Below are 12,026 nucleotides of genomic sequence, written 5' to 3'. Positions count from 1 at the left end.
GCCCCGCGGGAAACGCGTTTTCAATAACCGAGCAGGATGACCCGCATCAGGTGCGTCACCCGCGCCCTGGATGCGAGCGGATTGTCCGGGCCGAACCACTGGCCGAGGTCGACGACCAGCGCCAGCGCCGCGTGTACCAGCACCCGGGCCTCGGCCGCCGACAACTCGGGCCGTACCGCGGCGACCAGTTTGGCCCACTCTTCGACGTTGAGCCGCTGGATATTTCGCAGTACCGTGCGGTCGTCGGCGGGTACGTTGCTGATCTCCGCGTAGTAGACGAAGGTGAGTTTGCGTTCGGCGAACGAACCCGCCACATAGAGGTCGATCAGTCGGGTGAGCGCCTGCTCGGGCCCGTCCGAGGTGGCGATGGTGGGCGCGATCGCACCCGAAACCTGGTCCGCCGCACGGCGAAACGCGGCGGTGAGGATATCCCCCTTGCCGCGGTAGAACCGATAGACGGCCGAGGAGGCGGGCAGCCCGGCCGCCTGCGCGATATCCTCGACGCTGACGTTCGGATAGCCCCGCTCGTGGAACAGTTCGATCGCGCACTTCAACACCAGCTCATGTTTGAATGTGCTCGGAATCGCGCTTGCCACAGGCGATTCCGGTTCATCATCGGGTGGCGGCAGCTCGCACCGGGTGACCGCGAGGCAGGCGTCGTGCAGCAGACCGCTCAGCGCGCGCACCGGGATGCCGACGTGATGATCGGAGATGCTGCCGAGCACGCTCATCGCGGCCGTCGCGAGCACCGCGCGCTCCGGACCGGGCAGACCCGCCCTGGTCTGGCCGAGCAATTCCCGGATCGCCGCGACGGTGGTGGCGAGCTGCCGTTGTAGGGTGAGCCGGTCGTCCTCGGCCAAATACCTGCTCTGCCAACGTAATAACGCCGCACTGCGGCGGCTGGCGATAGCGGCGGCGATGAGCGCGTCGATGACGTGCTCGAGCCGTTCGGCGGCGGTCCAGGCCGCTGCTTCGTCGGGAAGCTCTGCGGCGCGCGCGATCTGGTCGCCGAGCCGCAGCGCCTCCTCCCGGAAGATCGCGTACTTGCTCGGATAGTGCCGGTAGAGCGCGGTGGAGCTGATATCGAGCCGGGCGGCGATATCGTCCATGCTCACACCGTGATAGCCCAGGGCGCCGAAGGCTTCCGCCGCCGCGGCCGCGATCTGGGCCCGCCGGTCGCGCGGCCGTCGCCGAATTGTCTTGGGCCCCTCCGGTTTCGGTCCATGCGGCGGACCCGCTCCCGGATCTCGGTCGTCGGCGGTCATGCCGCGATGTTAGCCCAATCGGACGTTCGGTAAAGCGGGCTTGCATCGCTGGACCCGAAGTGAATCCTTCGTCACAAACCAACCACCACGACGGGAGCTACGTTCGATTATTAGGCCAGACTCGGCAGAATTGCCGATAACATATTCAGACCTGTGCCGGGCGGCCGAACAGCTCCAGCTGCATCAGCAGCCGCACCCGGTCCTGGGCGGCGAGCGGATCGTTGCCGAAGGCGCGGCCGAGATCGACGACCAATGCGAAGCCGGCGTGGATGAGGAATCGCGCCTCCGCGGCCGAGAGTTCGGGCCGCACCTCGCGCAGCAGCCGCGCCCACTCCTCGACGCTGAGCCGCTGGATATTGCGCAGCACCGTCCGCTCCTCCGGCGGAACATGTTGGAACTCCGTGTAATACACGAAGGTGAGCGCGCGTTCGGTGAACGAGCCCGCCACATACTGCCCGATCAGCGAATCGAGCGCGGCCTCGCAGCTGGTGTTCGCCGCGACCGCGGGTCCGATCGCACTCGAAACCCGTTCCGCCGCACGGCGAAACGCGGCAGCCAGCAGATCACTCTTACCGCGATAGAAGCGATATACCGCGGAGGCCGCGGAAAGTCCTGCGGCCGTGGCGATATCCTCGACGCTCACATTCGGGTAGCCGTGGTCGTGGAACAGTTCGACGGCCTTGTGCAGCAGCAGTTCGTGTTTGAACGAATCCGGGATCTCGATCGCCGTCGGCGCCGCGGATGTCGGCTGCTCCGGCGGCAATTGGGCCTGCGCGATCGACCAGGAGGCCGAAGCGAGCAGGCGCGCAAGGGATTTCGCGGGCATGGTGGCGTGATGGTCGGCGATGCTGGTGATCGCGCTCAGCATGGCGGCGCGCAGCAGCCGGATATCGTTCTCGGTGAGTTCGGGCCGCAGCTCGTGCAATTGCTCGCCGAGCGCGCCGAGTACCGTCTGCTGCTGTTCGGCGAGCAGGGTCTGATCCTCCGGTTCGAGGTAGCGACCCTCCCAGCGCACCAGCGTGACCGTCGGGCGGTTCTCGATCGTCACCGCGATCAACGCGTCGAGTATCTGGCGCAGCCGCTGCTCGGCGGACCGGCCGGCGGCCGCGACGGGCAGCCGCACCGATTCGGTCATCGCCAGGCCGACCCGCATCAGCTCCTCGCGGAACAGCGCGTACTTGCTGGGGAAATGCCGATACAGCGCGGCCGAGCTGATACCGAGGCCGGAGGCGATGTCCTCCATGCTGACGCCGTGATAGCCGAGCGCGCCGAAGGCGGCGGCCGATGCGGCGGCGATCTGGGCGCGCCGGTTCTTGGGCCTGCGCCGGACCTCCCGGGGTGCCGAGTCGGTGGCGTTCGCCCGGCCCGCGGCCTCGGCGGGCTGCGGGCCCCGGGCGACGGCCTTTCGCGCCGTACGGCGATTCTCGACACTCATGCCGGACATCGTAACTAGCCGCTGCCGCCGGGGATTTCCCCAGGTAGTGGTGTGTTCCGGACAACATGCATTTCGGATGGCGTCGCATTGTGTCCGATCAATCGGAGGATAGGGGTGGGTCCATGAGCGAGGGGCCGCGGCCACCGCAGCGTCGGCCGACGACGAACTGCTCGCCTGGCTGACCGCGGCGCATCGGACCAGCACCTGGACCACCTCGGTCTGCACCGGCGCACTCGTGTTCGCGGGCGCGGGTCTGCTCGACGGCGAGCCCGCGACGACGCACTGGTCGGCGCAGCAGGCACTCGGGTTGCTCGGTGCCGAGCCGCGGCGCGAAGAACGGGTGGTGTGGACCGGGACGATCGTCGCCGCCGCGGGCGTCTCGGCGGGTATCGATCCGGCGTTGTGGCTGGTAGGGGAGATGTTCGGGCGGGAAGCGGCCGAGGCGATCCAGCTCGATATCGAATACGATCCGCGCCCGCCGTTCGACGCCGGACATGTGAGCAAGGCCAGCGGCGCGGTGAAACGCAAGGCGCTCGCCGATATGGTGCGCTCGGCCCCGGAAATTCGGGTCGGCGAGACGTTTGTCTCCTCGCTGACCGGTGCGCAGAAAACGCTGTGGCGCAGCGGTATTCGGCGGATGCGGCGCTGACTCGGCCGAGGGTGCGCACCGGCGGTGAGCTGCACCGGGGCGCGGGCCCGCAATGCTCGCTATGCTGCCGATGGGTCGGCCGTCTGGAAGGTATCGCGTGGAAGTAGGGGTGGGTGAGACATTTGCCGGGTACGTGATCGAGGACGTACTCGGGCAGGGCGGTATGGGCACCGTCTACCTCGCGCGCCATCCGCGTCTGCCGCGGATGGTGGCACTGAAACTGCTGAACCGGGACGTATCCGCCGATCCGGAGATCAGGGCGCGGTTCGAGCGGGAGGCGAATGTCGTCGCCCGGCTGGATCACCCCGGCATCGTCGGCATCCACGACCGCGGCGTCGAGGACGATCGCCTGTGGATCGCCATGCAGTACATCGAGGGCGTCGACGCGGCCAAGCTGAATCCGCGAACGGTGACCGTCGAACGGGCCGTGCGGATCGTCGGCGAAACCGCGGCGGCCCTGGACTACGCGCACAGCCGCGGCGTGCTGCACCGCGATATCAAACCGGGCAACATCCTGCTCTCGACGCCCGACGCCGGGCGGGCCGAACGCGCGGTGCTCACCGATTTCGGCATCGCGCGGATGCTCGATACGAATACGAAATTGACTGCCACCGGCACGTTTTCGGCGACGCTCGCCTATGCTTCGCCGGAACAGTTGACCGGCGCCGAACTGGACCACCGCAGCGACCAGTACTCGCTCGGCTGCACGCTCTACGCGCTGCTGGCGGGTGAAACACCTTTTTCCGCAACGAATCCCGGCCAGATCGTGGCCGGGCACCTGAGCCAGCAGGTGCCGCCGCTCACCCGGGCCGATGTGCCGCCGCGGCTGCACGCCGTCATCGCGCGGGCGATGAGCAAGCGGCCCGCCGAAAGGTTCGCCAGCTGTGGGGAATTCGCGGCTGCCGCGGCTTCCGTATTGCGCATGCGAGTGGAACCCGGTGGGCGGCATGCCGGGATACGTGTCGATCAGGTTCCGGCGCAAGGGATTCCCGTGCGGCGGCCGGGGGCTGGTTGGCTCGGGGCCGATGATCGGACCCGCGATTCGGTTCCCGGCGCGGTTCGAGCGCCGAATACCGGCGCGGCACAAGGTGCTGGGGTCGGGCGTGGACCGCTGCCCGGAGCGCAAGGACCGGTTCCGGCCGCGCAGGGTATCGTTCGTGGGCAGGGGCCCGCACCGGCCGATGGTCGGGCCGGTCGTGGTGCCACTCCCGCCGCTGCGGGACCGGCAGCCGCGCAGGGTGCCGCGCGTGGACAGGGTCCGGGTGCCGCTGCCGGGCAGGTGGGTGCGCATCGGCAGAACGCGGCTTCCGTTGCGGCACAAGGTCCGGCACCGGGCGTCGCGCGCAGTCACGGTTCCGTTCCGGCCGCGGCGCATGGTCAAGGTTCTGCTCCGGCCGTGAATCAGAGTGCGGGGCGAGGCCACGGTTCGATTGCGGCGCACGAGACCGGCCAGGGCGCCGCGCGAGGGCAAGCTGTTCCGCCCGCCACCCGGGCGCAGGATGCCGTTGCCGCCGCGCGCGGGTCGGAACAAGGCCCGTCCGCGGGTGGTGCGGCGCGACAGGGGGACGCGCGGCGTTCGTCCGGAGCCGTGGTCGCATTGCCCGTCGGCCTGATGGCCCTGCTGGCAGGTGGGGTTCAGGCCTGGCGCGCCTACGGTCACCTCGACACCATTCGCAGCAGTGTGCAGCACATGCTGGCGCGGTCCGAGTGGGGGCAGTTCGTGCTGCTGAATTATCTGACGGCCATTCCGAGCGCGTTCCTGCTGACACTCGGCGCGCTGCTGCTGTTCGTGCGGTGGCGGTCGTCCCGGAGAATGCTCGTAACTGGTTGTCTGATAACGCAATTGAGTACGGCCGCGACGATCCTGTGCTACCGCTTCGTCCTGAACGGCGGCTGGCACACCAGCGTTGTCGCGGCGAACGGCATGCTGTTCGCCGCCGCGACGGTGATCCTGTTCGGCGTGGCGTCGCGCCCCGTGCGTCGCTGGGTCGGTCGCGCCTGAGCGGATCCGTTCACTCGACATCTTTACGTCGATCCGACTTGACGCAGCTCAGCGGTGGGTCGACGATGGTTTGGTCAGCACCTCGCTAGGCGAGGCTCCTGTACGAACAAAGGCCACTGGTCCCACGACGTCGAGAGACGCCCAGGGCTAGGACAGATCGTCCCGGATTAAGGCGCGATCCAAAGTGGCTTCCCCGCAATGGGATACGTCGTACAGTGCCGAAGCTCAGACGAGAGGGGTGCCCGCCCTACCGTTTTCGGTGGCGGTACTCCTGCCGTGCGTGGTTCTGGCGCGGACGAATCGGCGACGCGTGCGTCTCGGCGGCAAGGAGGTGATGGGACATGGATTACGGCGAAGACCCGTACCCGAGTAGGCGGCTACCCACATCCTGTCCAATCCACCACCGCCGCACCGGAGCGTGCCGGTAATCGGTTGTGGTGACTGCTTTTCCGCAAAGGAGCAGATCATGACCACAGTAACCTTCCCGCGCCTGCGCGACCGCGCACTCCTGACCGCCCTGGGCGAATCGGCCCGCCGCGCCTGGACGCGCTACCGCCTCACCCCCGAGGAGCGCCGCAACCTGGCCAAATGCCGCGCCGAATACGCGGCCGTATTCACCGCATCCATCGGCGGCCACCCCTACTACCGCTGACCGCGAATCCACCCGCACCACACCAGAATTCACTGTGCGTCCAGCAGTGGCCGAGCGAACGAGGCCGCGGTGGTCCGTCGGCGAGAGGATCTGCCGATCAGTAGTAGGTCACAGGATGTCCTCGGGCGCATTCGTATCGAATGTCGCCAAACCCAACGCCCGCCAGGCTTCGAGTAGCCGTTTGTCGCCGGAGCCCGCCACGAGGTCGGCGTCCTCCAGTTGCGCGGCCGACGCGCAGTGGACCACGTCGTATCCGCGCAGCGCGAGACGGTCGGTGAGATGCGCCGCATGACGCATCAGTGCCTCATCGACTTCGGCTACCTCGATCTGTGGCCATAGCTGATCGAGCAGCATTGTGGCTGCGGCGAATTCGGTGCTTCCCAGGCGCGCCATTCGGTGTGCCTGGGCCAGCGCGGCCGAGGTTTCGACGTAGAGCAGCCGACTCGACGCGACAGTGTCCGCGTCGTCCCAGAAGCGTCGACATGCGGGACTGCTCGGTTCGTCGATCAGCAGTGGGACGAAAGCCGATGTATCGAGGTATCCGATCATCGACGCTGCTCGTCGATGAGGTCTGTGACGATGCCTTTGCCGCGAATCGGCTGCGGCGCGGGCTGTTTCGGTTTGCGTGCCGGTTGGATTCGGCCCTCCGCGCGCAGCTGCTCCAGGGTCGTGAGCCGCTCCACGGGAACGATTCTGGCGATCGGACGGCCGTGATCGGTGACAGTGACCGTGTGTCCGGCACGTACTTCGGCGAGGTGGCGGCTGAGGCCGTCACGCAGTTCTCGTATTCCGATCTCCACTGACGCCTCCTAGGTGGCCATATTTATGGCGGTAATTATAGCCACAACTGGTGACGGATCAATGTCCGAGCCCGTTGGTCAGTCGAGCAATGCGCGATATTCGGCGGTGGTCAGGGGTGGGTGGGCGGACAGGTCGAGGTTTTCTCGGACGTGGGCTCCGTCGCGCATGCCGACCAGCGCGCTGGTCAGGCTGGGGATGGAGCGGACGAATTGGATTGCGCGCTGGGCGTCCGAGAGGCCGGGCATGGCGCGGGTGATCCATGGGGGGAGATCGCGGCTGACGCGGCCCTGCATGAGGGCCGCGCTGGCGAACACGGTGATCCCGAGATCCGGCGCCTCGCGCAGTACGCCACCGTCCAGTGCCGGAAGGGTATCGAGCAGGCCGAGGCTGAGCGGTAATTCGACGAAGCGGAACCGGTGCCGCTCACCGCCGACCCGCCGGGCGATGGCGGCGAGGGTCGGTAACGAGAGCAGCTCGCTGGCGAATCCGTCCCAGGTGGCTATGCCGTACCAGCCGATAAGCCCTTCGTCGGCGGCGTATTCGAGATATTCGAAGGCTCTGGTGATGCGGGAGGCGAAGATTCGCGGATCGACCACCCTGGCCTGGGTTTCCGGGTTGTGCAGGTAGTAGACGTCGATCACGTCGAGCCCGAGATTGCGGCGACTGCGGTCGAGCTGGTCGGCCAAAAACGAGGGCGCCAAACAGTGTGCGCCGCCGACGATTTCGTCGGCGAACGGCAGGTGTCGGGGCAGCGCGCCCGGCACCAGGAAGCCGCCTTTACTCGCGACGAGCACCCCGTCCCTGCGGCCGTGCTCGGATTCGACGAAGTGCCGAAGTGCCGCGCCGACACAGACTTCCGAGCGCTGCCGCCGGTAGTTGAGCGAGGTGTCGATGACGTTGACGCCGTGCGTGAGCGCGTACCGCAGCGCGGCGATGTAGGCGGCGTCGACCCCGGCCGACTGCTCGCCCCGGTAGGTTCCGATCCCGATGGAGGACAACGAAAGCCCTTGGGCCACACGATAAAATCCGGCAGTCGATGGTCCGGCGGCCGCGTACGCCGCAGTGCCGTCGGCCCGCGCCCCGCCCGTGAGCATGGACCCCGGCAGCGCGGGCACGCAGCGTTCGGTGGCCTGCGGCTCGGGCGCGGACGGTGGATTCGCGGCGCCCGCCCGCAGCACGCGTAGCTGGCTTTCCAGGATCGCCAGCTCCGAATCGCTGAGCGGCCGACCACTGCGGACCGCGTCGAGCACCGAACGCAGACCAGGGTGCTGCGCCTCCATCCGTCCGCCTTCCGTCACCGTCCGAGGTAGACCCGCAACTGCTCACTGGACAGTTCGACCATCGACCGGACCAGTTCGTCCGGTTCCCGCGTCAGGGCCAGTTCGTATCTGCGTGGACAGGCCCTGATCAGGGTTTCCGCGATGACCGCCCTGGTGGTGGTGAACCGTTCCGCCGGGGTGTCGGCACTGGTCTCCAATGCCTCGTCGAAGCCGCGCACGTCACCGTCGATGGTGGTGAGAATCGTTCGCACGGACTCGATTTCGCGGGTTATCAGAGCATCGAGCAGGCCGTCGTCGTCCGGCTCCCCGCGCGCCGCCGCCGCGGCGACGGTTGCCGCCTCGCGCCAGTACCGGTCGAGCAGCAGATGGACGAAGGATCCGGTGACCAGCGGCGGCATCAGCGCGGGGCGGATCGAATCCAGCCACTCCACCAGCGTGTGCCCCGCCCGCCCGAGTTCGGGCCAGCCGCGCTGCCGCAATTGTTCGCCCAGATATTGCGCTCTGGCGATGGCGGTCTGCGGTCCGAGCATCCGCACCGGGCCGAACTGTGCGGCGAATGCGCCGGATGACGCGGCGGCGCGGGCGAACAGGGTCAGATGGATATATACGTGGAATGCGGCGAGTGCGCGATGGGTATCCCATTTGTTTCCGCCGCCGCGGTCCGGTGCGTTCCACAGCGAATGGATCAGCGGGGCATCGGATCTGGCGGCATTCGGAACCAGTAGCGAATGCGTCTGCCGTATGTCGTACAGCTGCTGGTGCAGCGATTCGTGCAACAGATGTTCGGCAACTGTCCAGACATTCGTCAAGGTACGCCGGTTGAGGAAAATCGTTCCGCTGACCTTGAATTCGGAACTGGACCGGGTCGACTCCCAGCGGCCCGTGGGCCGGAAGATCGCGACGAGATGGGTGTGGGTGAGTGCGCTGCGAGCCACCCGGGGCAACACCGTTTCCAATAGCCTGGTGGCCTGTATCAGCAGCGCTATTTCGTTCTCGGTCGGCGTGCACAGCGCCAGGCCGTAGTGATCGCGAACGATATCGTGAAATGCCTGGGTGACCGGCGTATTCCGGCCGTCCTCATGCCATATCCAGCCGTGATACGGCTCGGGGCCGATACGGTCGCCGAGTTGTGCGTCGAGTAGGCCGATGCCGCCGGTGGCCAGCCGGTCCACCGCGGCGCGCAGTATCTGCCGCGCCAGCCCGCCGTCGAGGCCGTACCGGCCGCCATCCAGCAGTTGAACCTGCAAATGCTGTACGGCACAGCGGAATACGGTGTCGCCGACCATGCGGTAGCGCGCGTACGGGGTGGCGGCGTCCAGTGCGTCGAGTACGTCGTTGGCCAGCGGCAATCGGTAGGCGAGGCTGAGCAGCCTGCGCCGGAACGCGGCCGCCAATTGTCCGGTGAGATAGTCGGAATCGCCGAACGGATGCGATACCAGCAGCTCGTCGAATTCGGTTACGGGCAGCGCCGCATCCGGCGCGGGGGCATCGGTGATCGTCATTGCGGCGGCTGCTGGAGTTTGCTCGTCACCCGCTCCAGGAACCCGATCAGATCGGTGGCCGAGGATTCATGGTGCGAATGGTGTGAGCCCGGGGTGGAATCGCTGTGATGCTGGGTGCCTTCCTCGGTGGCCCGATTCTGCAATTGATCAATATGGGATTGCAGGCGATCGACTTCATCGGCGGTCAAACTGGCTTGCGTCCGGAGTTTGCGCAAAATTTCTTCGACGCCGGTCGGTTCCGACATGATGACCCCCTGTGGCCATGAGAATCCGATGCATCGAGGGTACTGTGCGCCCGTACCGGAAAGCGATGCATTCGGAAAGGTACTCGCTGCCCCGTTTTCCGGATCGGATCGATGAATTCGGTCGACCGATATCCGGATTCGGGATCATTCCGACGTATTCGACTTTCTGGTCGGTAGGTCGGGCCGCCCAAGATATTTATTCCCGCATATCGGATGTTCGATATGCGGGAATCATCGGTGGTGCTACCGCGCCGGGCGCACCGCGGCGTACCAGTCGAGCAGCGCCGGATCGTCCACCGCGCTGCGTTCGACGACTCGGCCCGGCTCCGCGCCCTGAAACAGCTTCTTGATCGGCACCTCCAGTTTCTTACCGGTGCGGGTGTGCGGAATACCCGGTGCGACAAGGATTTCGTCGGGCACGTGCCGCGGCGACACCTGCGTGCGAACAGCGGTGTTGATCCTGTCCTTCAGCTCGTCGGTGAGTTCGGCGCCGGGTGCGAGGACGACGAACAGCGGCATCCAATAGCCGCCGTCGGGCTGTTCCGCGCCGATCACCAGCGCCTCGGTGATCTCCGGCAACTGCTCGACGGCCTGGTAGATATCGGCGCTGCCCATCCGGATGCCGTGCCGGTTCAGCGTCGAATCCGACCGGCCGTGCACGACGACGCTGCCGCGTTCGGTGATGGTGATCCAGTCGCCGTGCCGCCACACACCCGGAAACACGTCGAAATATGCTTCGCGGTACCGCTTTCCGTCGGGATCGCCCCAGAAGCGCACCGGCATCGACGGCATCGGCTTGGTGATCACCAGCTCGCCGACCTCGCCGCGCACCGGTTTGCCGTCCTCGTCGAAGGCATCGACGGCTGCGCCGAGGAACGGGACCGACAGTTCGCCCGGCCATGTCGGAACGGTCGGCACACCGCCGACGAAGCACGAAACCACGTCGGTGCCACCGCTGACCGAGGAGACCTGCACGTGCTCACCGATATTGTCGCCCAACCAGAGTGCCGAGGAGACCGGCAGCGACGCACCGGTGATCCCGACGGTGCGCAGCGCCGACAGGGCGTGCTGGGTGCGCGGCACCGCGCCGGCCTTGATGCAGGCCAGCACGTAACCCGGGCTGGTGCCGAACACCGTCGTCTCGGTCTGAGCGGCGATGCGCCACAGCGAATCCGCGGCGGGATAGGTGGGGCTGCCGTCGTAGGTGACGATCGTCGCGCCGACGAGCAGCCCGGCCAGCTGGAAGTTCCACATCATCCAGCTGGGGCTGGTGTACCAGAAGAAGGTGTCGTCGCGTCCGATATCGGCCTGCAGCGCAATGGCTTTCAAGTGTTCCAGGACGACTCCGCCGTGCCCGTGCACGATACCCTTCGGCAGGCCGGTGGTGCCGGAGGAGAAGACGATCCACAGCGGGTGGTCGAAATCGACCGATTCCGTGCTGATCACGGCGAGGTCGGTGTTCTTTACCGCCTCGGCCCAGGCGAGCGTGTCCGGAACATCCAGTCCCAATTGGGAAATCGCGACGGTGGCCCGCAGCGAGCCCAAACCGGCCTGCAGTGCGGCGATATCGGCGCGCTTGTCGTGCTCCTTGCCGTTGTACCGGTAGCCGTCGGCGGTGACGAGCACGGTCGGTTCCAACTGGCCGAGCCGGTCCAGCGCGGCCTTCGGTGAATAGTCCTGGCCGCAGGCGCTCCACACCGCGCCGATGCTCGCGGTGGCCAGGAAGGCGATAACCGCCTCCGGAATATTGGGCAGATATCCGGCGACCCGGTCGCCGGGCCGCACTCCGAGCGAGCGCAGGGTGCGTGCGAATGCCGTTGTACTGTCGATCATTTCGGCCCACGACAGTTCGCGCACGGTACCGTCCTCGCGAGCCTGCACGATGGCGGGCCGGTCGGTGTGGGCCTGCCGGATCACCTGATCGACGTAGTTCAGCTTGGTGCCGGGAAACCATTGCGCGCCCGGCATTTCGGTGCTTGCCAGCACCTCGCCCGCGATCGGCCCGAGTTCGAAGTAATCCCATACCGCATGCCAGAAGCCGGACAGGTCGTCGATCGACCACTGCCACAGCGCGTGATAATCCGGTGCGTTCACGCCCGTGCGTGCCGCGACGAACTTCGCGAAGTCGGTGACGTTGGCGTCGGCGATGTCACGTTCGGTGGGCACCCACTGTGGTTGCACCGCAATACCTCCTG

10 protein-coding genes, 1 pseudogene and 1 riboswitch are annotated in these 12,026 nt (G+C 66.9%); of the genes and pseudogenes, 3 read left to right on the top strand and 8 right to left on the bottom strand.

The features are described from left to right. Positions 1–20: 20 nt before the first annotated feature. The gene (locus LGY53_RS06115; protein ID WP_225725612.1) at positions 21–1,265 is read right to left on the bottom strand and encodes a TetR/AcrR family transcriptional regulator; all 1,245 of its coding nucleotides are present in this window, start codon (positions 1,263–1,265) and stop codon (positions 21–23) included. A gap of 145 nt (positions 1,266–1,410) precedes the next feature. Then, positions 1,411–2,700 carry a TetR/AcrR family transcriptional regulator gene (locus LGY53_RS06110; protein ID WP_225725611.1) on the bottom strand — a complete coding sequence of 430 codons (1,290 nt, stop codon included), beginning with the start codon at positions 2,698–2,700 and terminating at the stop codon, positions 1,411–1,413. A gap of 151 nt (positions 2,701–2,851) precedes the next feature. On the opposite strand from LGY53_RS06110, the pseudogene LGY53_RS06105 reads away from it, so the two are divergent. The 3 genes and pseudogenes from LGY53_RS06105 to LGY53_RS06095 form a co-directional block, all read left to right on the top strand. Further along, a pseudogene (locus tag LGY53_RS06105) lies at positions 2,852–3,349 on the top strand (DJ-1/PfpI family protein); the annotation flags it as partial. Positions 3,350–3,458: 109 nt separating this feature from the next. Beyond that, positions 3,459–5,351 (top strand): serine/threonine-protein kinase, encoded by a 1,893-nt coding sequence (locus LGY53_RS06100; RefSeq protein ID WP_225725610.1) that lies wholly within the window; start codon positions 3,459–3,461, stop codon positions 5,349–5,351. Positions 5,352–5,425: 74 nt separating this feature from the next. After that, positions 5,426–5,596, top strand: a riboswitch (M-box (ykoK) riboswitch). 221 nt (positions 5,597–5,817) lie between these two features. Next, the gene (locus tag LGY53_RS06095) at positions 5,818–6,003 is read left to right on the top strand and encodes a hypothetical protein (RefSeq protein WP_225725609.1); all 186 of its coding nucleotides are present in this window, start codon (positions 5,818–5,820) and stop codon (positions 6,001–6,003) included. Between the two features lie 108 nt (positions 6,004–6,111). Here LGY53_RS06095 and LGY53_RS06090 read toward each other — a convergent pair whose 3' ends face one another. The 6 genes from LGY53_RS06090 to LGY53_RS06065 form a co-directional block, all read right to left on the bottom strand. Further along, on the bottom strand, positions 6,112–6,552 hold the full coding sequence (locus tag LGY53_RS06090; protein WP_225725608.1) for a type II toxin-antitoxin system VapC family toxin: 441 nt from the start codon (positions 6,550–6,552) through the stop codon (positions 6,112–6,114). Beyond that, positions 6,549–6,803 carry a type II toxin-antitoxin system Phd/YefM family antitoxin gene (locus tag LGY53_RS06085; protein ID WP_225725607.1) on the bottom strand — a complete coding sequence of 85 codons (255 nt, stop codon included), beginning with the start codon at positions 6,801–6,803 and terminating at the stop codon, positions 6,549–6,551. The genes LGY53_RS06090 and LGY53_RS06085 overlap by 4 nt, the downstream gene beginning before the upstream one ends. Before the next feature lie 78 nt (positions 6,804–6,881). Beyond that, positions 6,882–8,084, bottom strand: a complete 1,203-nt coding sequence (locus LGY53_RS06080) for an aldo/keto reductase (RefSeq protein ID WP_225725606.1) — start codon at positions 8,082–8,084, stop codon at positions 6,882–6,884. A gap of 14 nt (positions 8,085–8,098) precedes the next feature. Further along, entirely contained in the window at positions 8,099–9,586 is a 1,488-nt protein-coding gene (locus LGY53_RS06075; protein WP_225725605.1) for an HEXXH motif-containing putative peptide modification protein, read from the bottom strand. Next, positions 9,583–9,831 (bottom strand): hypothetical protein, encoded by a 249-nt coding sequence (locus LGY53_RS06070; protein ID WP_167478090.1) that lies wholly within the window; start codon positions 9,829–9,831, stop codon positions 9,583–9,585. The genes LGY53_RS06075 and LGY53_RS06070 overlap by 4 nt, the downstream gene beginning before the upstream one ends. Positions 9,832–10,074: 243 nt before the next feature. Further along, positions 10,075–12,012, bottom strand: a complete 1,938-nt coding sequence (locus LGY53_RS06065; RefSeq protein ID WP_225725604.1) for an acetoacetate--CoA ligase — start codon at positions 12,010–12,012, stop codon at positions 10,075–10,077. Positions 12,013–12,026 lie beyond the last annotated feature (14 nt).

This window comes from Nocardia sp. JCM 34519.1, from assembly GCF_020361265.1.
Lineage (GTDB): Bacteria > Actinomycetota > Actinomycetes > Mycobacteriales > Mycobacteriaceae > Nocardia > Nocardia arthritidis_A.
This window is presented reverse-complemented; position numbering and strand designations above follow the sequence as displayed.

Bases quoted from the DNA above. Each gene is read 5' to 3' on its own strand.
- LGY53_RS06070 (WP_167478090.1), bottom strand. From the start codon at position 9,831: ATGTCGGAACCGACCGGCGTCGAAGAAATTTTGCGCAAACTCCGGACG.
- LGY53_RS06115 (WP_225725612.1), bottom strand. From the start codon at position 1,265: ATGACCGCCGACGACCGAGATCCGGGAGCGGGTCCGCCGCATGGACCG.
- LGY53_RS06090 (WP_225725608.1), bottom strand. From the start codon at position 6,552: ATGATCGGATACCTCGATACATCGGCTTTCGTCCCACTGCTGATCGAC.
- LGY53_RS06080 (WP_225725606.1), bottom strand. From the start codon at position 8,084: ATGGAGGCGCAGCACCCTGGTCTGCGTTCGGTGCTCGACGCGGTCCGC.
- LGY53_RS06075 (WP_225725605.1), bottom strand. From the start codon at position 9,586: ATGACGATCACCGATGCCCCCGCGCCGGATGCGGCGCTGCCCGTAACC.
- LGY53_RS06095 (WP_225725609.1), top strand. From the start codon at position 5,818: ATGACCACAGTAACCTTCCCGCGCCTGCGCGACCGCGCACTCCTGACC.
- LGY53_RS06110 (WP_225725611.1), bottom strand. From the start codon at position 2,700: ATGAGTGTCGAGAATCGCCGTACGGCGCGAAAGGCCGTCGCCCGGGGC.